The organism is Klebsiella sp. WOUb02, assembly GCF_050058015.1.
Taxonomy (GTDB): Bacteria; Pseudomonadota; Gammaproteobacteria; order Enterobacterales; family Enterobacteriaceae; genus Klebsiella.
In genome coordinates this window covers 1-17520 of sequence record NZ_CP170103.1, presented here as the reverse complement: position 1 = coordinate 17520, position 17520 = coordinate 1, and the positions used below count along the sequence as shown (strand labels likewise).

Here is a 17520-nt window from a genome sequence, read left to right as displayed (position 1 = left end):
TCCTGGAGCGAACTGCCTTCCCGGAACTGAGTGTCAGGCGTGGAATGAGATAAACGCGGCCATAACAGCGGAATGACACCGGTAAACCGAAAGGCAGGAATGCGGGGGAGCACGAGGGAGCCACCGGAGGGAAACTTCCGGTATCTTTAAGCCGCATCGGGTTTCGCCACCACTGATTTGAGCGTCCGTTTCTGTGATGCTTGTCAGGGGGGGCGGAGCCTATGGAAAAACGGCAACGCCGCGGCCTTTTCTTGTTCTCTTTGGCTATCTGTGCTGTCGTCTTATGCCCTTATACGTGACTTGCGACCGCTCGCCGCAGTCGAACGGCAGGAGCATCGCGACTGAGTGAGCGAGGAAGCGGAAAAGAGACCGCTTTGACATTGAGCACTGACGCTCTGAGGCCCTTTATGACTAAACAACAGAAAACGACTCTGAACATGGCTAAATTCATCCAGAATCAGTCCCTGCTCCTGCTGGAGAAGCTTAATGAGCTTGATCTCGATGCTGAGGCCGATCTTTGTGAGAAACTCCACGATGATGCGGAGCATCTTTTCCGTACACTGTCCTCAAGACTGGATGCATTACAGGATGGTAACTGATGGCCAGAGTGTCTATTAGTGAGGCTGCCCGGCTGACGGGTAAGAGCCGGACAACCCTGCACAGGTTAATTAAAACAGGTGAACTGTCCACCTGTAGCGGTGAGCGCAATGCAAAAATGGTCGATACCTCAGAGCTTTTACGCGTTTTTGGACCATTTGAGCAACCAAAGGGTGAACACCATTCTGGATAGGTCTATGAACAGCGTGATACAGCCTCTGCTGACCAGAGTGAACAGGTTATTCGTCACCTGAAACAGGAGGTTGAACACCTGAACACTTTGCTTTTATCCAAGGATTCACACATTGATAGCCTGAAACAGGCGATGCTCCTTCTTGAAAACCACCAGGCAAAATTAACTGAATCCCCGGTGCCGTGGTGGAAATTCTGGAAGAAATACTGATCCCGCCATGCTTCAGTCTTGCTCTCCGGCCATTCCGGGGAGTTCCTGAACCTTCCCAAAAAACGTCAAATCTCTGAACGCTTCTCACCACTAGTTAAGGCAGTTTATCCCAAGTGAACTGACCTGCAGCGCTATCAGGGGGCGTTGAACCGTAGGCTACGCAAGTTCTTGGGTTCAGAAAACCCTCGGTGGTGTTTGCAGAGCTAAGCGCTTGTCTTAGCTCTGCACTTGGGACTTGAATCCGCCCTTATTTTCCATATTCTGTATCTGGTGTAGTTTTTACAGCATTAGAATCCAGATCGCGGCCAATTAAGACAACCAACCTCTCATAAGGAATGGAACTGACAATTGGGGAATCAATATTTCGTATATAAATGTAAACCTTATCCCCGCAACCTTTTATCATTTTGATTTCTTTTATATTTATCAGGTAGTTATAACCATCAACCCCATGAATGGAAAGCATAAAAACCACCTTAATGAGAGGCCTCAAGCTAAGAGTATTCCTAATTTCCTTTGTTAACTATCCTCAGAAGAGATATTTATTTTTCCTGGGAAAACTCTGTCGGATTCATCGGAATATGCAGCAAACTATATCCGGGATGTTCAGGATGGAACGGTGGCACCCATCCTCCTCCTTTGAACTGACAGGGATCGAGGTTCAGTAGAAAAGATAAAAGGATCTTCTTGAGATCCTTTTTTTCTGCGCGTAATCTCTTGCTCTGTAAACGAAAAAACCACCCTGGCAGGTGGTTTCTGCTCCGTCGAAAAAACCACCCTGGCAGGTGGTTTTTTCGACGGAGCAGAAACCGGCAAGTTTCTGAACCAAGGTAACTGGCTTTCGCAGAGCACAGAAACCAAATTCGTTTTACCAGTGTAGCCTTTGTTAGCCTCACTCATCAAGATTTCTTTGCTCTGCGAACCTGTTACCAGTGGCTGCTGCCAGTGGCGCTTTTGCATGTCTTACCGGGTTGGACTCAAGACGATAGTTACCGGATAAGGCGCAGCAGTCGGACTGAACGGGGGGTTCGTGCATACAGTCCATCCTGGAGCGAACTGCCTTCCCGGAACTGAGTGTCAGGCGTGGAATGAGATAAACGCGGCCATAACAGCGGAATGACACCGGTAAACCGAAAGGCAGGAATGCGGGGGAGCACGAGGGAGCCACCGGAGGGAAACTTCCGGTATCTTTAAGCCGCATCGGGTTTCGCCACCACTGATTTGAGCGTCCGTTTCTGTGATGCTTGTCAGGGGGGCGGAGCCTATGGAAAAACGGCAACGCCGCGGCCTTTTCTTGTTCTCTTTGGCTATCTGTGCTGTCGTCTTATGCCCTTATACGTGACTTGCGACCGCTCGCCGCAGTCGAACGGCAGGAGCATCGCGACTGAGTGAGCGAGGAAGCGGAAAAGAGACCGCTTTGACATTGAGCACTGACGCTCTGAGGCCCTTTATGACTAAACAACAGAAAACGACTCTGAACATGGCTAAATTCATCCAGAATCAGTCCCTGCCCCTGCTGGAGAAGCTTAATGAGCTTGATCTCGATGCTGAGGCCGATCTTTGTGAGAAACTCCACGATGATGCGGAGCATCTTTTCCGTACACTGTCTTCGAGACTGGATGCATTACAGGATGGTAACTGATGGCCAGTGTGTCTATTAGTGAAGCTGCACGGCTTGTTAAGGTTAGTCGCCCCACTATTTACAAGATGATTAACAGTGGTAAGTTAAGTTACACCTCTGTTATAAAGCACGGGAAGGATATTAAAGTTATTGATACATCAGAGCTTATTAGGGTTTTTGGTTCTCTTGGTGGTGTAATCGACACTGTAAAATATGATGTAAGAAGTGACGCAGAATCTACAGGGGTTAACACTAATTATTTACATGATTTACAACATAGAATCGCTTTGCTTGAAGCTGAAAACGATGGTCTTAAAGGGGCTGTTAAAGCTCGCGATGAGCATATTGATTCCCTTCGCCAGGCTATGCAGCTTCTGGAGCACAAGCAAGCCCCCTCTTCACCGGCTCATTCTCCGTGGTGGAAATTCTGGAAAAAATCCTGAACCCGCTACGATTTAATTTTGCTCTCCGGCCATTCCGGGGAGTTCCTGAACCTTCCCAAAAACCGTCAAATCTCTGACCATTCCTCACCACTAAAAATACCCACACCCCACGCAAAATTAAAATTTTACAGATAATGATTTAATTTCAGTTGGTTATGTGTTTTGAAATTACGCTATATTACATTTTTTAAGGCAAATCCAAGTCGTCGACGACTCGTGAACGACTTGGCCACGACTCGCCCTAGAGTCGTCGACGACTCACTCCATACTATCAGTAACTTATGACGACTTGACTCTAGAGTCGACTTGCGTGTTTGGTGTTTTTTTCACCGTGGTGACTCTAGAGTCAAGTCACGAGTCGAATCGCCGGTGAATCGCGTGGTGAGTCGTCCGGCGACTTGCCATAACGTCATTGTCGGCTTTCGCTGAGCCGGATTCCTGAACGTGCTTAAAACCTGTTTTCCGGCTGCGCCGGCAACGCTTCACGGCCACGCAATAAATTGCGTCCCCGTTCACCGTTTTTGATATTACAGCGGCTTTTTTTATAGTCTGAAATCAAGATTGGCATTTTTGAACCGCTGATACGTTTCTTCATCGGGTGGAGCAGGTATCTGTGCACGGGTAATGACTGAAATCACCGCTTTGCATAGTTTTTCATCACCTTCTTTTGCTGTTGCATTGTTCACTGAGCCATCTGGCTGAAGAGAGATACTGATGACGCAGGTTTTTCCTGTATATGTATTTATGTCATGCATCTGCACGGTTATGGCTTCCCGTATCTGGTGTGCATATGCAGACAATTTTGATTGTTCCGGGAGCATCGTTGCAGACTGAAGACCACCTAAAAGATCATCAACTCCCGTTGATTTGGCGTTGTCAGTGGAGTTGATACCTGTTTTTGATGCGTGGCTTCCATTACATGCCGTCATAAGGAGTGGAAGAATGATCATGAGAACCGATAATGGTCTGATGTGCATGTGAATACTTCTCTGTATTTTCCCAGGAAAACACCGCAGAGGTGATATCCGGTTTTCCCTGGGGGGTGAGCATTAAGGGCGTCCGTTATAGCCGTCCCAGTATGAAGATATTCCTGCGTCCAGAAGAATTTGACGCTGCTTATCGGGATTATCAGTATCGTATTCCTGGCTGAGGAATCTCGCTTTCTGCCCACCGGACAAGACCTCAGGGTTTCTGAAGCTTTCCACGCGCTGTTGGGCCTGAGCAAGAGTCAGACCATCTGCCCGGTCTTTTTTCCCCTGGTCATAGAGTTGCTGCATCATGGGTTTCAGGGAATTGATACTGTCTGCTTTTAACATGCGGGTATTCGGGTCGAAATGAATTCGGTCAATAGCAGATACGGCATGGCTGGCATTACGTTCGACGCTGGTCTGTGAACCGGAGCAGGCTGCCAGCAGCAATGGCAGGATGAGAGTGATGGTAGTGAGTGGTCTGATAGACATTACGGAGCGTCCCTGTCTGTTAAAATTGACTCCATGATAGATGCCGGTAATGGGGTTCGTAAATGGCTGTAAATAGTCACATCATTATGCAAAAAGAGTTAAACAGAGACTGATTCACCTGGCTGCATAGTCATGCATGCACGTAAAATTAACCAGGTGCGTTTCTGGCGGGTTTTCGGGTGGTTTGTTGCCTGTTTTAGCGGTTTCCTGTCAGAAACGCCCTGAGGCCGTTTTAGCGGTGCGTACAATTGAGATGTTATGGTAAATACAATGTTCAGTTCATACTGAGATATGGGAAGTATTCGATGATTTATTACAGATAAGCTTTCTCTGATTAGTGAGCTACTGCTTTAGAGAAAATGTTGATTATCAAAACACCGGAACATATCAGAGTAAGACCTAAAATAGCCGGGAAGTCTAGTCTTTGACCATTTAACAACCAACCAATAAGGCTTATAAGCACAATCCCTACTCCTGACCAGATTGCATACGCTATGCCTGTTGGAATATGTGAGAGTGTTTGTGACAAAAAATAGAACGCAGCCCCATAAAATACGATCGTTCCGACAGAAGGCCAGAGGCGGCTGAATCCCTCTGAGTATTTCATCATTGTTGTACCAATAACTTCAGAAACAATTGCCAATCCAAGTACAAAGTAAAGATTCATAGATTTGTCCATCATATGGATGATGCTTGTACTTTAACACAATGGTTTTCTAAGCGTTGGTGTAACCACCACTAGCCGTTTTTTTATCATCTCATTAGGTATGTGGTAGTTGTAGTCGTCTGTAGCTGCTTCATTTTTCTTGAACATGCCAAACATACATTCGTAAATGTGGCCTATTTTTACGTTTCCATCCATGCGTAAAATTGACATGTAATGCGCTCCTTTGTTTGTTTATTGTTATGATTTTATTGTTTTTTTTATGGGTTACCATAACGCTAACGAAAGGTTAAATCTTACATACATTCAATGATGGGGATTAAGGGATCTTCTTGTGATCAATCTTCTACCGTCGTAGTCTCTTGTCCCAGAAACGAAAAACCACCCGGCAAGGTGGTTTTTTCGACGGAGCAGAAACCGGCAAGTTTCTGAACCAAGGTAACTGGCTTTCGCAGAGCACAGAAACCAAATTCATTTTACCAGTGTAGCCTTTGTTAGCCTCACTCATCAAGATTTCTTTGCTCTGCGAACCTGTTACCAGTGGCTGCTGCCAGTGGCGCTTTTGCATGTCTTACCGGGTTGGACTCAAGACGATAGTTACCGGATAAGGCGCAGCAGTCGGACTGAACGGGGGGTTCGTGCATACAGTCCATCCTGGAGCGAACTGCCTTCCCGGAACTGAGTGTCAGGCGTGGAATGAGATAAACGCGGCCATAACAGCGGAATGACACCGGTAAACCGAAAGGCAGGAATGCGGGGGAGCACGAGGGAGCCACCGGAGGGAAACTTCCGGTATCTTTAAGCCGCATCGGGTTTCGCCACCACTGATTTGAGCGTCCGTTTCTGTGATGCTTGTCAGGGGGGGCGGAGCCTATGGAAAAACGGCAACGCCGCGGCCTTTTCTTGTTCTCTTTGGCTATCTGTGCTGTCGTCTTATGCCCTTATACGTGACTTGCGACCGCTCGCCGCAGTCGAACGGCAGGAGCATCGCGACTGAGTGAGCGAGGAAGCGGAAAAGAGACCGCTTTGACATTGAGCACTGACGCTCTGAGGCCCTTTATGACTAAACAACAGAAAACAGCTCTGAACATGGCTAAATTCATCCAGAATCAGTCCCTGCTCCTGCTGGAGAAGCTTAATGAGCTTGATCTCGATGCTGAGGCCGATCTTTGTGAGAAACTCCACGATGATGCGGAGCATCTTTTCCGTACACTGTCCTCAAGACTGGATGCATTACAGGATGGTAACTGATGGCCAGAGTGTCTATTAGTGAGGCTGCCCGGCTGACGGGTAAGAGCCGGACAACCCTGCACAGGTTAATTAAAACAGGTGAACTGTCCACCTGTAGCGGTGAGCGCAATGCAAAAATGGTCGATACCTCAGAGCTTTTACGCGTTTTTGGACCATTTGAGCAACCAAAGGGTGAACACCATTCTGGATAGGTCTATGAACAGCGTGATACAGCCTCTGCTGACCAGAGTGAACAGGTTATTCGTCACCTGAAACAGGAGGTTGAACACCTGAACACTTTGCTTTTATCCAAGGATTCACACATTGATAGCCTGAAACAGGCGATGCTCCTTCTTGAAAACCACCAGGCAAAATTAACTGAATCCCCGGTGCCGTGGTGGAAATTCTGGAAGAAATACTGATCCCGCCATGCTTCAGTCTTGCTCTCCGGCCATTCCGGGGAGTTCCTGAACCTTCCCAAAAAACGTCAAATCTCTGAACGCTTCTCACCACTAGTTAAGGCAGTTTATCCCAAGTGAACTGACCTGCAGCGCTATCAGGGGGCGTTGAACCGTAGGCTACGCAAGTTCTTGGGTTCAGAAAACCCTCGGTGGTGTTTGCAGAGCTAAGCGCTTGTCTTAGCTCTGCACTTGGGACTTGAATCCGCCCTTATTTTCCATATTCTGTATCTGGTGTAGTTTTTACAGCATTAGAATCCAGATCGCGGCCAATTAAGACAACCAACCTCTCATAAGGAATGGAACTGACAATTGGGGAATCAATATTTCGTATATAAATGTAAACCTTATCCCCGCAACCTTTTATCATTTTGATTTCTTTTATATTTATCAGGTAGTTATAACCATCAACCCCATGAATGGAAAGCATAAAAACCACCTTAATGAGAGGCCTCAAGCTAAGAGTATTCCTAATTTCCTTTGTTAACTATCCTCAGAAGAGATATTTATTTTTCCTGGGAAAACTCTGTCGGATTCATCGGAATATGCAGCAAACTATATCCGGGATGTTCAGGATGGAACGGTGGCACCCATCCTCCTCCTTTGAACTGACAGGGATCGAGGTTCAGTAGAAAAGATAAAAGGATCTTCTTGAGATCCTTTTTTTCTGCGCGTAATCTCTTGCTCTGTAAACGAAAAAACCACCCTGGCAGGTGGTTTCTGCTCCGTCGAAAAAACCACCCTGGCAGGTGGTTTTTTCGACGGAGCAGAAACCGGCAAGTTTCTGAACCAAGGTAACTGGCTTTCGCAGAGCACAGAAACCAAATTCGTTTTACCAGTGTAGCCTTTGTTAGCCTCACTCATCAAGATTTCTTTGCTCTGCGAACCTGTTACCAGTGGCTGCTGCCAGTGGCGCTTTTGCATGTCTTACCGGGTTGGACTCAAGACGATAGTTACCGGATAAGGCGCAGCAGTCGGACTGAACGGGGGGTTCGTGCATACAGTCCATCCTGGAGCGAACTGCCTTCCCGGAACTGAGTGTCAGGCGTGGAATGAGATAAACGCGGCCATAACAGCGGAATGACACCGGTAAACCGAAAGGCAGGAATGCGGGGGAGCACGAGGGAGCCACCGGAGGGAAACTTCCGGTATCTTTAAGCCGCATCGGGTTTCGCCACCACTGATTTGAGCGTCCGTTTCTGTGATGCTTGTCAGGGGGGCGGAGCCTATGGAAAAACGGCAACGCCGCGGCCTTTTCTTGTTCTCTTTGGCTATCTGTGCTGTCGTCTTATGCCCTTATACGTGACTTGCGACCGCTCGCCGCAGTCGAACGGCAGGAGCATCGCGACTGAGTGAGCGAGGAAGCGGAAAAGAGACCGCTTTGACATTGAGCACTGACGCTCTGAGGCCCTTTATGACTAAACAACAGAAAACAGCTCTGAACATGGCTAAATTCATCCAGAATCAGTCCCTGCCCCTGCTGGAGAAGCTTAATGAGCTTGATCTCGATGCTGAGGCCGATCTTTGTGAGAAACTCCACGATGATGCGGAGCATCTTTTCCGTACACTGTCTTCGAGACTGGATGCATTACAGGATGGTAACTGATGGCCAGTGTGTCTATTAGTGAAGCTGCACGGCTTGTTAAGGTTAGTCGCCCCACTATTTACAAGATGATTAACAGTGGTAAGTTAAGTTACACCTCTGTTATAAAGCACGGGAAGGATATTAAAGTTATTGATACATCAGAGCTTATTAGGGTTTTTGGTTCTCTTGGTGGTGTAATCGACACTGTAAAATATGATGTAAGAAGTGACGCAGAATCTACAGGGGTTAACACTAATTATTTACATGATTTACAACATAGAATCGCTTTGCTTGAAGCTGAAAACGATGGTCTTAAAGGGGCTGTTAAAGCTCGCGATGAGCATATTGATTCCCTTCGCCAGGCTATGCAGCTTCTGGAGCACAAGCAAGCCCCCTCTTCACCGGCTCATTCTCCGTGGTGGAAATTCTGGAAAAAATCCTGAACCCGCTACGATTTAATTTTGCTCTCCGGCCATTCCGGGGAGTTCCTGAACCTTCCCAAAAACCGTCAAATCTCTGACCATTCCTCACCACTAAAAATACCCACACCCCACGCAAAATTAAAATTTTACAGATAATGATTTAATTTCAGTTGGTTATGTGTTTTGAAATTACGCTATATTACATTTTTTAAGGCAAATCCAAGTCGTCGACGACTCGTGAACGACTTGGCCACGACTCGCCCTAGAGTCGTCGACGACTCACTCCATACTATCAGTAACTTATGACGACTTGACTCTAGAGTCGACTTGCGTGTTTGGTGTTTTTTTCACCGTGGTGACTCTAGAGTCAAGTCACGAGTCGAATCGCCGGTGAATCGCGTGGTGAGTCGTCCGGCGACTTGCCATAACGTCATTGTCGGCTTTCGCTGAGCCGGATTCCTGAACGTGCTTAAAACCTGTTTTCCGGCTGCGCCGGCAACGCTTCACGGCCACGCAATAAATTGCGTCCCCGTTCACCGTTTTTGATATTACAGCGGCTTTTTTTATAGTCTGAAATCAAGATTGGCATTTTTGAACCGCTGATACGTTTCTTCATCGGGTGGAGCAGGTATCTGTGCACGGGTAATGACTGAAATCACCGCTTTGCATAGTTTTTCATCACCTTCTTTTGCTGTTGCATTGTTCACTGAGCCATCTGGCTGAAGAGAGATACTGATGACGCAGGTTTTTCCTGTATATGTATTTATGTCATGCATCTGCACGGTTATGGCTTCCCGTATCTGGTGTGCATATGCAGACAATTTTGATTGTTCCGGGAGCATCGTTGCAGACTGAAGACCACCTAAAAGATCATCAACTCCCGTTGATTTGGCGTTGTCAGTGGAGTTGATACCTGTTTTTGATGCGTGGCTTCCATTACATGCCGTCATAAGGAGTGGAAGAATGATCATGAGAACCGATAATGGTCTGATGTGCATGTGAATACTTCTCTGTATTTTCCCAGGAAAACACCGCAGAGGTGATATCCGGTTTTCCCTGGGGGGTGAGCATTAAGGGCGTCCGTTATAGCCGTCCCAGTATGAAGATATTCCTGCGTCCAGAAGAATTTGACGCTGCTTATCGGGATTATCAGTATCGTATTCCTGGCTGAGGAATCTCGCTTTCTGCCCACCGGACAAGACCTCAGGGTTTCTGAAGCTTTCCACGCGCTGTTGGGCCTGAGCAAGAGTCAGACCATCTGCCCGGTCTTTTTTCCCCTGGTCATAGAGTTGCTGCATCATGGGTTTCAGGGAATTGATACTGTCTGCTTTTAACATGCGGGTATTCGGGTCGAAATGAATTCGGTCAATAGCAGATACGGCATGGCTGGCATTACGTTCGACGCTGGTCTGTGAACCGGAGCAGGCTGCCAGCAGCAATGGCAGGATGAGAGTGATGGTAGTGAGTGGTCTGATAGACATTACGGAGCGTCCCTGTCTGTTAAAATTGACTCCATGATAGATGCCGGTAATGGGGTTCGTAAATGGCTGTAAATAGTCACATCATTATGCAAAAAGAGTTAAACAGAGACTGATTCACCTGGCTGCATAGTCATGCATGCACGTAAAATTAACCAGGTGCGTTTCTGGCGGGTTTTCGGGTGGTTTGTTGCCTGTTTTAGCGGTTTCCTGTCAGAAACGCCCTGAGGCCGTTTTAGCGGTGCGTACAATTGAGATGTTATGGTAAATACAATGTTCAGTTCATACTGAGATATGGGAAGTATTCGATGATTTATTACAGATAAGCTTTCTCTGATTAGTGAGCTACTGCTTTAGAGAAAATGTTGATTATCAAAACACCGGAACATATCAGAGTAAGACCTAAAATAGCCGGGAAGTCTAGTCTTTGACCATTTAACAACCAACCAATAAGGCTTATAAGCACAATCCCTACTCCTGACCAGATTGCATACGCTATGCCTGTTGGAATATGTGAGAGTGTTTGTGACAAAAAATAGAACGCAGCCCCATAAAATACGATCGTTCCGACAGAAGGCCAGAGGCGGCTGAATCCCTCTGAGTATTTCATCATTGTTGTACCAATAACTTCAGAAACAATTGCCAATCCAAGTACAAAGTAAAGATTCATAGATTTGTCCATCATATGGATGATGCTTGTACTTTAACACAATGGTTTTCTAAGCGTTGGTGTAACCACCACTAGCCGTTTTTTTATCATCTCATTAGGTATGTGGTAGTTGTAGTCGTCTGTAGCTGCTTCATTTTTCTTGAACATGCCAAACATACATTCGTAAATGTGGCCTATTTTTACGTTTCCATCCATGCGTAAAATTGACATGTAATGCGCTCCTTTGTTTGTTTATTGTTATGATTTTATTGTTTTTTTTATGGGTTACCATAACGCTAACGAAAGGTTAAATCTTACATACATTCAATGATGGGGATTAAGGGATCTTCTTGTGATCAATCTTCTACCGTCGTAGTCTCTTGTCCCAGAAACGAAAAACCACCCGGCAAGGTGGTTTTTTCGACGGAGCAGAAACCGGCAAGTTTCTGAACCAAGGTAACTGGCTTTCGCAGAGCACAGAAACCAAATTCATTTTACCAGTGTAGCCTTTGTTAGCCTCACTCATCAAGATTTCTTTGCTCTGCGAACCTGTTACCAGTGGCTGCTGCCAGTGGCGCTTTTGCATGTCTTACCGGGTTGGACTCAAGACGATAGTTACCGGATAAGGCGCAGCAGTCGGACTGAACGGGGGGTTCGTGCATACAGTCCATCCTGGAGCGAACTGCCTTCCCGGAACTGAGTGTCAGGCGTGGAATGAGATAAACGCGGCCATAACAGCGGAATGACACCGGTAAACCGAAAGGCAGGAATGCGGGGGAGCACGAGGGAGCCACCGGAGGGAAACTTCCGGTATCTTTAAGCCGCATCGGGTTTCGCCACCACTGATTTGAGCGTCCGTTTCTGTGATGCTTGTCAGGGGGGGCGGAGCCTATGGAAAAACGGCAACGCCGCGGCCTTTTCTTGTTCTCTTTGGCTATCTGTGCTGTCGTCTTATGCCCTTATACGTGACTTGCGACCGCTCGCCGCAGTCGAACGGCAGGAGCATCGCGACTGAGTGAGCGAGGAAGCGGAAAAGAGACCGCTTTGACATTGAGCACTGACGCTCTGAGGCCCTTTATGACTAAACAACAGAAAACAGCTCTGAACATGGCTAAATTCATCCAGAATCAGTCCCTGCTCCTGCTGGAGAAGCTTAATGAGCTTGATCTCGATGCTGAGGCCGATCTTTGTGAGAAACTCCACGATGATGCGGAGCATCTTTTCCGTACACTGTCCTCAAGACTGGATGCATTACAGGATGGTAACTGATGGCCAGAGTGTCTATTAGTGAGGCTGCCCGGCTGACGGGTAAGAGCCGGACAACCCTGCACAGGTTAATTAAAACAGGTGAACTGTCCACCTGTAGCGGTGAGCGCAATGCAAAAATGGTCGATACCTCAGAGCTTTTACGCGTTTTTGGACCATTTGAGCAACCAAAGGGTGAACACCATTCTGGATAGGTCTATGAACAGCGTGATACAGCCTCTGCTGACCAGAGTGAACAGGTTATTCGTCACCTGAAACAGGAGGTTGAACACCTGAACACTTTGCTTTTATCCAAGGATTCACACATTGATAGCCTGAAACAGGCGATGCTCCTTCTTGAAAACCACCAGGCAAAATTAACTGAATCCCCGGTGCCGTGGTGGAAATTCTGGAAGAAATACTGATCCCGCCATGCTTCAGTCTTGCTCTCCGGCCATTCCGGGGAGTTCCTGAACCTTCCCAAAAAACGTCAAATCTCTGAACGCTTCTCACCACTAGTTAAGGCAGTTTATCCCAAGTGAACTGACCTGCAGCGCTATCAGGGGGCGTTGAACCGTAGGCTACGCAAGTTCTTGGGTTCAGAAAACCCTCGGTGGTGTTTGCAGAGCTAAGCGCTTGTCTTAGCTCTGCACTTGGGACTTGAATCCGCCCTTATTTTCCATATTCTGTATCTGGTGTAGTTTTTACAGCATTAGAATCCAGATCGCGGCCAATTAAGACAACCAACCTCTCATAAGGAATGGAACTGACAATTGGGGAATCAATATTTCGTATATAAATGTAAACCTTATCCCCGCAACCTTTTATCATTTTGATTTCTTTTATATTTATCAGGTAGTTATAACCATCAACCCCATGAATGGAAAGCATAAAAACCACCTTAATGAGAGGCCTCAAGCTAAGAGTATTCCTAATTTCCTTTGTTAACTATCCTCAGAAGAGATATTTATTTTTCCTGGGAAAACTCTGTCGGATTCATCGGAATATGCAGCAAACTATATCCGGGATGTTCAGGATGGAACGGTGGCACCCATCCTCCTCCTTTGAACTGACAGGGATCGAGGTTCAGTAGAAAAGATAAAAGGATCTTCTTGAGATCCTTTTTTTCTGCGCGTAATCTCTTGCTCTGTAAACGAAAAAACCACCCTGGCAGGTGGTTTCTGCTCCGTCGAAAAAACCACCCTGGCAGGTGGTTTTTTCGACGGAGCAGAAACCGGCAAGTTTCTGAACCAAGGTAACTGGCTTTCGCAGAGCACAGAAACCAAATTCGTTTTACCAGTGTAGCCTTTGTTAGCCTCACTCATCAAGATTTCTTTGCTCTGCGAACCTGTTACCAGTGGCTGCTGCCAGTGGCGCTTTTGCATGTCTTACCGGGTTGGACTCAAGACGATAGTTACCGGATAAGGCGCAGCAGTCGGACTGAACGGGGGGTTCGTGCATACAGTCCATCCTGGAGCGAACTGCCTTCCCGGAACTGAGTGTCAGGCGTGGAATGAGATAAACGCGGCCATAACAGCGGAATGACACCGGTAAACCGAAAGGCAGGAATGCGGGGGAGCACGAGGGAGCCACCGGAGGGAAACTTCCGGTATCTTTAAGCCGCATCGGGTTTCGCCACCACTGATTTGAGCGTCCGTTTCTGTGATGCTTGTCAGGGGGGCGGAGCCTATGGAAAAACGGCAACGCCGCGGCCTTTTCTTGTTCTCTTTGGCTATCTGTGCTGTCGTCTTATGCCCTTATACGTGACTTGCGACCGCTCGCCGCAGTCGAACGGCAGGAGCATCGCGACTGAGTGAGCGAGGAAGCGGAAAAGAGACCGCTTTGACATTGAGCACTGACGCTCTGAGGCCCTTTATGACTAAACAACAGAAAACAGCTCTGAACATGGCTAAATTCATCCAGAATCAGTCCCTGCCCCTGCTGGAGAAGCTTAATGAGCTTGATCTCGATGCTGAGGCCGATCTTTGTGAGAAACTCCACGATGATGCGGAGCATCTTTTCCGTACACTGTCTTCGAGACTGGATGCATTACAGGATGGTAACTGATGGCCAGTGTGTCTATTAGTGAAGCTGCACGGCTTGTTAAGGTTAGTCGCCCCACTATTTACAAGATGATTAACAGTGGTAAGTTAAGTTACACCTCTGTTATAAAGCACGGGAAGGATATTAAAGTTATTGATACATCAGAGCTTATTAGGGTTTTTGGTTCTCTTGGTGGTGTAATCGACACTGTAAAATATGATGTAAGAAGTGACGCAGAATCTACAGGGGTTAACACTAATTATTTACATGATTTACAACATAGAATCGCTTTGCTTGAAGCTGAAAACGATGGTCTTAAAGGGGCTGTTAAAGCTCGCGATGAGCATATTGATTCCCTTCGCCAGGCTATGCAGCTTCTGGAGCACAAGCAAGCCCCCTCTTCACCGGCTCATTCTCCGTGGTGGAAATTCTGGAAAAAATCCTGAACCCGCTACGATTTAATTTTGCTCTCCGGCCATTCCGGGGAGTTCCTGAACCTTCCCAAAAACCGTCAAATCTCTGACCATTCCTCACCACTAAAAATACCCACACCCCACGCAAAATTAAAATTTTACAGATAATGATTTAATTTCAGTTGGTTATGTGTTTTGAAATTACGCTATATTACATTTTTTAAGGCAAATCCAAGTCGTCGACGACTCGTGAACGACTTGGCCACGACTCGCCCTAGAGTCGTCGACGACTCACTCCATACTATCAGTAACTTATGACGACTTGACTCTAGAGTCGACTTGCGTGTTTGGTGTTTTTTTCACCGTGGTGACTCTAGAGTCAAGTCACGAGTCGAATCGCCGGTGAATCGCGTGGTGAGTCGTCCGGCGACTTGCCATAACGTCATTGTCGGCTTTCGCTGAGCCGGATTCCTGAACGTGCTTAAAACCTGTTTTCCGGCTGCGCCGGCAACGCTTCACGGCCACGCAATAAATTGCGTCCCCGTTCACCGTTTTTGATATTACAGCGGCTTTTTTTATAGTCTGAAATCAAGATTGGCATTTTTGAACCGCTGATACGTTTCTTCATCGGGTGGAGCAGGTATCTGTGCACGGGTAATGACTGAAATCACCGCTTTGCATAGTTTTTCATCACCTTCTTTTGCTGTTGCATTGTTCACTGAGCCATCTGGCTGAAGAGAGATACTGATGACGCAGGTTTTTCCTGTATATGTATTTATGTCATGCATCTGCACGGTTATGGCTTCCCGTATCTGGTGTGCATATGCAGACAATTTTGATTGTTCCGGGAGCATCGTTGCAGACTGAAGACCACCTAAAAGATCATCAACTCCCGTTGATTTGGCGTTGTCAGTGGAGTTGATACCTGTTTTTGATGCGTGGCTTCCATTACATGCCGTCATAAGGAGTGGAAGAATGATCATGAGAACCGATAATGGTCTGATGTGCATGTGAATACTTCTCTGTATTTTCCCAGGAAAACACCGCAGAGGTGATATCCGGTTTTCCCTGGGGGGTGAGCATTAAGGGCGTCCGTTATAGCCGTCCCAGTATGAAGATATTCCTGCGTCCAGAAGAATTTGACGCTGCTTATCGGGATTATCAGTATCGTATTCCTGGCTGAGGAATCTCGCTTTCTGCCCACCGGACAAGACCTCAGGGTTTCTGAAGCTTTCCACGCGCTGTTGGGCCTGAGCAAGAGTCAGACCATCTGCCCGGTCTTTTTTCCCCTGGTCATAGAGTTGCTGCATCATGGGTTTCAGGGAATTGATACTGTCTGCTTTTAACATGCGGGTATTCGGGTCGAAATGAATTCGGTCAATAGCAGATACGGCATGGCTGGCATTACGTTCGACGCTGGTCTGTGAACCGGAGCAGGCTGCCAGCAGCAATGGCAGGATGAGAGTGATGGTAGTGAGTGGTCTGATAGACATTACGGAGCGTCCCTGTCTGTTAAAATTGACTCCATGATAGATGCCGGTAATGGGGTTCGTAAATGGCTGTAAATAGTCACATCATTATGCAAAAAGAGTTAAACAGAGACTGATTCACCTGGCTGCATAGTCATGCATGCACGTAAAATTAACCAGGTGCGTTTCTGGCGGGTTTTCGGGTGGTTTGTTGCCTGTTTTAGCGGTTTCCTGTCAGAAACGCCCTGAGGCCGTTTTAGCGGTGCGTACAATTGAGATGTTATGGTAAATACAATGTTCAGTTCATACTGAGATATGGGAAGTATTCGATGATTTATTACAGATAAGCTTTCTCTGATTAGTGAGCTACTGCTTTAGAGAAAATGTTGATTATCAAAACACCGGAACATATCAGAGTAAGACCTAAAATAGCCGGGAAGTCTAGTCTTTGACCATTTAACAACCAACCAATAAGGCTTATAAGCACAATCCCTACTCCTGACCAGATTGCATACGCTATGCCTGTTGGAATATGTGAGAGTGTTTGTGACAAAAAATAGAACGCAGCCCCATAAAATACGATCGTTCCGACAGAAGGCCAGAGGCGGCTGAATCCCTCTGAGTATTTCATCATTGTTGTACCAATAACTTCAGAAACAATTGCCAATCCAAGTACAAAGTAAAGATTCATAGATTTGTCCATCATATGGATGATGCTTGTACTTTAACACAATGGTTTTCTAAGCGTTGGTGTAACCACCACTAGCCGTTTTTTTATCATCTCATTAGGTATGTGGTAGTTGTAGTCGTCTGTAGCTGCTTCATTTTTCTTGAACATGCCAAACATACATTCGTAAATGTGGCCTATTTTTACGTTTCCATCCATGCGTAAAATTGACATGTAATGCGCTCCTTTGTTTGTTTATTGTTATGATTTTATTGTTTTTTTTATGGGTTACCATAACGCTAACGAAAGGTTAAATCTTACATACATTCAATGATGGGGATTAAGGGATCTTCTTGTGATCAATCTTCTACCGTCGTAGTCTCTTGTCCCAGAAACGAAAAACCACCCGGCAAGGTGGTTTTTTCGACGGAGCAGAAACCGGCAAGTTTCTGAACCAAGGTAACTGGCTTTCGCAGAGCACAGAAACCAAATTCATTTTACCAGTGTAGCCTTTGTTAGCCTCACTCATCAAGATTTCTTTGCTCTGCGAACCTGTTACCAGTGGCTGCTGCCAGTGGCGCTTTTGCATGTCTTACCGGGTTGGACTCAAGACGATAGTTACCGGATAAGGCGCAGCAGTCGGACTGAACGGGGGGTTCGTGCATACAGTCCA

The 17520-nt window shown here is 46.7% G+C and carries 31 protein-coding genes; 15 read left to right on the top strand and 16 right to left on the bottom strand.

Annotation, left to right across the window (positions count from 1 at the left end; all coding sequences use genetic code 11):
- The first annotated feature begins 407 nt into the window (after window positions 1-407).
- Window positions 408-599 carry a Rop family plasmid primer RNA-binding protein gene (locus tag ABOC21_RS00155; RefSeq protein WP_426811764.1) on the top strand — a complete coding sequence of 64 codons (192 nt, stop codon included), beginning with the start codon at window positions 408-410 and terminating at the stop codon, window positions 597-599.
- Window positions 599-790, top strand: coding sequence for a helix-turn-helix transcriptional regulator (locus tag ABOC21_RS00150; RefSeq protein WP_426811758.1), 192 nt, complete (start codon window positions 599-601; stop codon window positions 788-790). The genes ABOC21_RS00155 and ABOC21_RS00150 overlap by 1 nt, the downstream gene beginning before the upstream one ends.
- 457 nt (window positions 791-1247) lie before the next feature.
- On the opposite strand, the gene ABOC21_RS00145 is transcribed toward ABOC21_RS00150, so the two are convergent.
- Window positions 1248-1466, bottom strand: coding sequence for a hypothetical protein (locus ABOC21_RS00145; RefSeq protein WP_426811757.1), 219 nt, complete (start codon window positions 1464-1466; stop codon window positions 1248-1250).
- Window positions 1467-1538: 72 nt separating this feature from the next.
- On the opposite strand from ABOC21_RS00145, the gene ABOC21_RS00140 reads away from it, so the two are divergent.
- Window positions 1539-1643, top strand: coding sequence for a colicin release lysis protein (locus ABOC21_RS00140; protein WP_426811766.1), 105 nt, complete (start codon window positions 1539-1541; stop codon window positions 1641-1643).
- Here ABOC21_RS00140 and ABOC21_RS00135 read toward each other — a convergent pair.
- Window positions 1607-1960: a hypothetical protein gene (locus ABOC21_RS00135; protein WP_426811756.1), complete on the bottom strand. Its 354-nt coding sequence runs from the start codon at window positions 1958-1960 to the stop codon at window positions 1607-1609. The genes ABOC21_RS00140 and ABOC21_RS00135 overlap by 37 nt on opposite strands.
- 490 nt (window positions 1961-2450) lie before the next feature.
- Here ABOC21_RS00135 and ABOC21_RS00130 point away from each other — a divergent pair, with 490 nt between their 5' ends.
- Both ABOC21_RS00130 and ABOC21_RS00125 read left to right on the top strand, forming a co-directional pair.
- Entirely contained in the window at window positions 2451-2642 is a 192-nt protein-coding gene (locus tag ABOC21_RS00130) for a Rop family plasmid primer RNA-binding protein (RefSeq protein WP_426811763.1), read from the top strand.
- Window positions 2642-3064: a helix-turn-helix domain-containing protein gene (locus ABOC21_RS00125; protein WP_426811762.1), complete on the top strand. Its 423-nt coding sequence runs from the start codon at window positions 2642-2644 to the stop codon at window positions 3062-3064. The genes ABOC21_RS00130 and ABOC21_RS00125 overlap by 1 nt, the downstream gene beginning before the upstream one ends.
- 542 nt (window positions 3065-3606) lie before the next feature.
- On the opposite strand, the gene tolA (ABOC21_RS00120) is transcribed toward ABOC21_RS00125, so the two are convergent.
- The 3 genes from tolA (ABOC21_RS00120) to ABOC21_RS00110 form a co-directional block, all read right to left on the bottom strand.
- Window positions 3607-4041, bottom strand: a complete 435-nt coding sequence (tolA, locus tag ABOC21_RS00120) for a cell envelope integrity protein TolA (protein WP_426811761.1) — start codon at window positions 4039-4041, stop codon at window positions 3607-3609.
- A 72-nt stretch (window positions 4042-4113) separates the two neighbouring features.
- Window positions 4114-4524: an Exc2 family lipoprotein gene (locus ABOC21_RS00115; RefSeq protein ID WP_426811760.1), complete on the bottom strand. Its 411-nt coding sequence runs from the start codon at window positions 4522-4524 to the stop codon at window positions 4114-4116.
- Between the two features lie 334 nt (window positions 4525-4858).
- On the bottom strand, window positions 4859-5191 hold the full coding sequence (locus tag ABOC21_RS00110) for an EmrE family multidrug efflux SMR transporter (RefSeq protein ID WP_426811759.1): 333 nt from the start codon (window positions 5189-5191) through the stop codon (window positions 4859-4861).
- A gap of 1056 nt (window positions 5192-6247) precedes the next feature.
- On the opposite strand from ABOC21_RS00110, the gene ABOC21_RS00105 reads away from it, so the two are divergent.
- Together ABOC21_RS00105 and ABOC21_RS00100 are read left to right on the top strand one after the other, a co-directional pair.
- The gene (locus ABOC21_RS00105; RefSeq protein WP_000166328.1) at window positions 6248-6439 is read left to right on the top strand and encodes a Rop family plasmid primer RNA-binding protein; all 192 of its coding nucleotides are present in this window, start codon (window positions 6248-6250) and stop codon (window positions 6437-6439) included.
- Window positions 6439-6630 (top strand): helix-turn-helix transcriptional regulator, encoded by a 192-nt coding sequence (locus ABOC21_RS00100; protein WP_426811758.1) that lies wholly within the window; start codon window positions 6439-6441, stop codon window positions 6628-6630. Before ABOC21_RS00105 ends, ABOC21_RS00100 begins: the two co-directional genes overlap by 1 nt.
- Window positions 6631-7087: 457 nt before the next feature.
- Here the strand turns inward: ABOC21_RS00100 and ABOC21_RS00095 are convergent, their stop codons facing one another.
- Complete coding sequence (locus ABOC21_RS00095) at window positions 7088-7306, bottom strand: hypothetical protein (RefSeq protein ID WP_426811757.1); 219 nt, start codon at window positions 7304-7306, stop codon at window positions 7088-7090.
- A gap of 72 nt (window positions 7307-7378) precedes the next feature.
- Between ABOC21_RS00095 and ABOC21_RS00090 the strand changes: the two genes are divergently transcribed.
- Window positions 7379-7483, top strand: a complete 105-nt coding sequence (locus tag ABOC21_RS00090; protein ID WP_426811766.1) for a colicin release lysis protein — start codon at window positions 7379-7381, stop codon at window positions 7481-7483.
- Here the strand turns inward: ABOC21_RS00090 and ABOC21_RS00085 are convergent.
- The gene (locus tag ABOC21_RS00085) at window positions 7447-7800 is read right to left on the bottom strand and encodes a hypothetical protein (protein WP_426811756.1); all 354 of its coding nucleotides are present in this window, start codon (window positions 7798-7800) and stop codon (window positions 7447-7449) included. The two genes, ABOC21_RS00090 and ABOC21_RS00085, sit on opposite strands and share 37 nt — an antisense overlap.
- 490 nt (window positions 7801-8290) lie before the next feature.
- Here ABOC21_RS00085 and ABOC21_RS00080 point away from each other — a divergent pair, with 490 nt between their 5' ends.
- Both ABOC21_RS00080 and ABOC21_RS00075 read left to right on the top strand, forming a co-directional pair.
- A complete protein-coding gene (locus ABOC21_RS00080; protein ID WP_426811755.1) occupies window positions 8291-8482 on the top strand; it encodes a Rop family plasmid primer RNA-binding protein in 192 nt (63 codons plus the stop codon).
- Window positions 8482-8904, top strand: coding sequence for a helix-turn-helix domain-containing protein (locus tag ABOC21_RS00075; protein WP_426811762.1), 423 nt, complete (start codon window positions 8482-8484; stop codon window positions 8902-8904). Before ABOC21_RS00080 ends, ABOC21_RS00075 begins: the two co-directional genes overlap by 1 nt.
- 542 nt (window positions 8905-9446) lie before the next feature.
- On the opposite strand, the gene tolA (ABOC21_RS00070) is transcribed toward ABOC21_RS00075, so the two are convergent.
- From tolA (ABOC21_RS00070) to ABOC21_RS00060, 3 genes are all read right to left on the bottom strand, one after another.
- Window positions 9447-9881 (bottom strand): cell envelope integrity protein TolA, encoded by a 435-nt coding sequence (gene tolA / locus ABOC21_RS00070; protein WP_426811761.1) that lies wholly within the window; start codon window positions 9879-9881, stop codon window positions 9447-9449.
- Between the two features lie 72 nt (window positions 9882-9953).
- Window positions 9954-10364 (bottom strand): Exc2 family lipoprotein, encoded by a 411-nt coding sequence (locus ABOC21_RS00065; RefSeq protein WP_426811760.1) that lies wholly within the window; start codon window positions 10362-10364, stop codon window positions 9954-9956.
- A gap of 334 nt (window positions 10365-10698) precedes the next feature.
- Window positions 10699-11031 (bottom strand): EmrE family multidrug efflux SMR transporter, encoded by a 333-nt coding sequence (locus tag ABOC21_RS00060; RefSeq protein ID WP_426811759.1) that lies wholly within the window; start codon window positions 11029-11031, stop codon window positions 10699-10701.
- Window positions 11032-12087: 1056 nt separating this feature from the next.
- On the opposite strand from ABOC21_RS00060, the gene ABOC21_RS00055 reads away from it, so the two are divergent.
- Together ABOC21_RS00055 and ABOC21_RS00050 are read left to right on the top strand one after the other, a co-directional pair.
- The gene (locus tag ABOC21_RS00055; protein WP_000166328.1) at window positions 12088-12279 is read left to right on the top strand and encodes a Rop family plasmid primer RNA-binding protein; all 192 of its coding nucleotides are present in this window, start codon (window positions 12088-12090) and stop codon (window positions 12277-12279) included.
- Window positions 12279-12470 (top strand): helix-turn-helix transcriptional regulator, encoded by a 192-nt coding sequence (locus tag ABOC21_RS00050; protein WP_426811758.1) that lies wholly within the window; start codon window positions 12279-12281, stop codon window positions 12468-12470. The genes ABOC21_RS00055 and ABOC21_RS00050 overlap by 1 nt, the downstream gene beginning before the upstream one ends.
- A 457-nt stretch (window positions 12471-12927) precedes the next feature.
- On the opposite strand, the gene ABOC21_RS00045 is transcribed toward ABOC21_RS00050, so the two are convergent.
- Complete coding sequence (locus ABOC21_RS00045; RefSeq protein WP_426811757.1) at window positions 12928-13146, bottom strand: hypothetical protein; 219 nt, start codon at window positions 13144-13146, stop codon at window positions 12928-12930.
- Window positions 13147-13218: 72 nt separating this feature from the next.
- Here ABOC21_RS00045 and ABOC21_RS00040 point away from each other — a divergent pair, with 72 nt between their 5' ends.
- Complete coding sequence (locus tag ABOC21_RS00040; RefSeq protein WP_426811766.1) at window positions 13219-13323, top strand: colicin release lysis protein; 105 nt, start codon at window positions 13219-13221, stop codon at window positions 13321-13323.
- Here ABOC21_RS00040 and ABOC21_RS00035 read toward each other — a convergent pair.
- Complete coding sequence (locus ABOC21_RS00035; RefSeq protein WP_426811756.1) at window positions 13287-13640, bottom strand: hypothetical protein; 354 nt, start codon at window positions 13638-13640, stop codon at window positions 13287-13289. The two genes, ABOC21_RS00040 and ABOC21_RS00035, sit on opposite strands and share 37 nt — an antisense overlap.
- Window positions 13641-14130: 490 nt before the next feature.
- On the opposite strand from ABOC21_RS00035, the gene ABOC21_RS00030 reads away from it, so the two are divergent.
- Together ABOC21_RS00030 and ABOC21_RS00025 are read left to right on the top strand one after the other, a co-directional pair.
- On the top strand, window positions 14131-14322 hold the full coding sequence (locus ABOC21_RS00030; protein ID WP_426811755.1) for a Rop family plasmid primer RNA-binding protein: 192 nt from the start codon (window positions 14131-14133) through the stop codon (window positions 14320-14322).
- Window positions 14322-14744, top strand: coding sequence for a helix-turn-helix domain-containing protein (locus ABOC21_RS00025; protein WP_426811762.1), 423 nt, complete (start codon window positions 14322-14324; stop codon window positions 14742-14744). The genes ABOC21_RS00030 and ABOC21_RS00025 overlap by 1 nt, the downstream gene beginning before the upstream one ends.
- A 542-nt stretch (window positions 14745-15286) precedes the next feature.
- On the opposite strand, the gene tolA (ABOC21_RS00020) is transcribed toward ABOC21_RS00025, so the two are convergent.
- The 4 genes from tolA (ABOC21_RS00020) to ABOC21_RS00005 form a co-directional block, all read right to left on the bottom strand.
- Window positions 15287-15721 (bottom strand): cell envelope integrity protein TolA, encoded by a 435-nt coding sequence (gene tolA, locus ABOC21_RS00020; protein ID WP_426811761.1) that lies wholly within the window; start codon window positions 15719-15721, stop codon window positions 15287-15289.
- 72 nt (window positions 15722-15793) lie between these two features.
- On the bottom strand, window positions 15794-16204 hold the full coding sequence (locus ABOC21_RS00015; RefSeq protein WP_426811760.1) for an Exc2 family lipoprotein: 411 nt from the start codon (window positions 16202-16204) through the stop codon (window positions 15794-15796).
- Between the two features lie 334 nt (window positions 16205-16538).
- On the bottom strand, window positions 16539-16871 hold the full coding sequence (locus ABOC21_RS00010) for an EmrE family multidrug efflux SMR transporter (RefSeq protein ID WP_426811759.1): 333 nt from the start codon (window positions 16869-16871) through the stop codon (window positions 16539-16541).
- Window positions 16872-17368: 497 nt separating this feature from the next.
- Window positions 17369-17512, bottom strand: a complete 144-nt coding sequence (locus ABOC21_RS00005) for a replication initiation protein (protein WP_426811765.1) — start codon at window positions 17510-17512, stop codon at window positions 17369-17371.
- Window positions 17513-17520: the final 8 nt, after the last annotated feature.

Bases quoted from the DNA above. Each gene is read 5' to 3' on its own strand.
- ABOC21_RS00155 (WP_426811764.1), top strand. From the start codon at position 408: ATGACTAAACAACAGAAAACGACTCTGAACATGGCTAAATTCATCCAG.
- ABOC21_RS00150 (WP_426811758.1), top strand. From the start codon at position 599: ATGGCCAGAGTGTCTATTAGTGAGGCTGCCCGGCTGACGGGTAAGAGC.
- ABOC21_RS00145 (WP_426811757.1), bottom strand. From the start codon at position 1,466: ATGCTTTCCATTCATGGGGTTGATGGTTATAACTACCTGATAAATATA.
- ABOC21_RS00135 (WP_426811756.1), bottom strand. From the start codon at position 1,960: ATGCAAAAGCGCCACTGGCAGCAGCCACTGGTAACAGGTTCGCAGAGC.
- ABOC21_RS00130 (WP_426811763.1), top strand. From the start codon at position 2,451: ATGACTAAACAACAGAAAACGACTCTGAACATGGCTAAATTCATCCAG.
- ABOC21_RS00125 (WP_426811762.1), top strand. From the start codon at position 2,642: ATGGCCAGTGTGTCTATTAGTGAAGCTGCACGGCTTGTTAAGGTTAGT.
- tolA (WP_426811761.1), bottom strand. From the start codon at position 4,041: ATGCACATCAGACCATTATCGGTTCTCATGATCATTCTTCCACTCCTT.
- ABOC21_RS00115 (WP_426811760.1), bottom strand. From the start codon at position 4,524: ATGTCTATCAGACCACTCACTACCATCACTCTCATCCTGCCATTGCTG.
- ABOC21_RS00110 (WP_426811759.1), bottom strand. From the start codon at position 5,191: ATGAATCTTTACTTTGTACTTGGATTGGCAATTGTTTCTGAAGTTATT.
- ABOC21_RS00105 (WP_000166328.1), top strand. From the start codon at position 6,248: ATGACTAAACAACAGAAAACAGCTCTGAACATGGCTAAATTCATCCAG.
- ABOC21_RS00100 (WP_426811758.1), top strand. From the start codon at position 6,439: ATGGCCAGAGTGTCTATTAGTGAGGCTGCCCGGCTGACGGGTAAGAGC.
- ABOC21_RS00095 (WP_426811757.1), bottom strand. From the start codon at position 7,306: ATGCTTTCCATTCATGGGGTTGATGGTTATAACTACCTGATAAATATA.
- ABOC21_RS00085 (WP_426811756.1), bottom strand. From the start codon at position 7,800: ATGCAAAAGCGCCACTGGCAGCAGCCACTGGTAACAGGTTCGCAGAGC.
- ABOC21_RS00080 (WP_426811755.1), top strand. From the start codon at position 8,291: ATGACTAAACAACAGAAAACAGCTCTGAACATGGCTAAATTCATCCAG.
- ABOC21_RS00075 (WP_426811762.1), top strand. From the start codon at position 8,482: ATGGCCAGTGTGTCTATTAGTGAAGCTGCACGGCTTGTTAAGGTTAGT.
- tolA (WP_426811761.1), bottom strand. From the start codon at position 9,881: ATGCACATCAGACCATTATCGGTTCTCATGATCATTCTTCCACTCCTT.
- ABOC21_RS00065 (WP_426811760.1), bottom strand. From the start codon at position 10,364: ATGTCTATCAGACCACTCACTACCATCACTCTCATCCTGCCATTGCTG.
- ABOC21_RS00060 (WP_426811759.1), bottom strand. From the start codon at position 11,031: ATGAATCTTTACTTTGTACTTGGATTGGCAATTGTTTCTGAAGTTATT.
- ABOC21_RS00055 (WP_000166328.1), top strand. From the start codon at position 12,088: ATGACTAAACAACAGAAAACAGCTCTGAACATGGCTAAATTCATCCAG.
- ABOC21_RS00050 (WP_426811758.1), top strand. From the start codon at position 12,279: ATGGCCAGAGTGTCTATTAGTGAGGCTGCCCGGCTGACGGGTAAGAGC.
- ABOC21_RS00045 (WP_426811757.1), bottom strand. From the start codon at position 13,146: ATGCTTTCCATTCATGGGGTTGATGGTTATAACTACCTGATAAATATA.
- ABOC21_RS00035 (WP_426811756.1), bottom strand. From the start codon at position 13,640: ATGCAAAAGCGCCACTGGCAGCAGCCACTGGTAACAGGTTCGCAGAGC.
- ABOC21_RS00030 (WP_426811755.1), top strand. From the start codon at position 14,131: ATGACTAAACAACAGAAAACAGCTCTGAACATGGCTAAATTCATCCAG.
- ABOC21_RS00025 (WP_426811762.1), top strand. From the start codon at position 14,322: ATGGCCAGTGTGTCTATTAGTGAAGCTGCACGGCTTGTTAAGGTTAGT.
- tolA (WP_426811761.1), bottom strand. From the start codon at position 15,721: ATGCACATCAGACCATTATCGGTTCTCATGATCATTCTTCCACTCCTT.
- ABOC21_RS00015 (WP_426811760.1), bottom strand. From the start codon at position 16,204: ATGTCTATCAGACCACTCACTACCATCACTCTCATCCTGCCATTGCTG.
- ABOC21_RS00010 (WP_426811759.1), bottom strand. From the start codon at position 16,871: ATGAATCTTTACTTTGTACTTGGATTGGCAATTGTTTCTGAAGTTATT.
- ABOC21_RS00005 (WP_426811765.1), bottom strand. From the start codon at position 17,512: ATGCACGAACCCCCCGTTCAGTCCGACTGCTGCGCCTTATCCGGTAAC.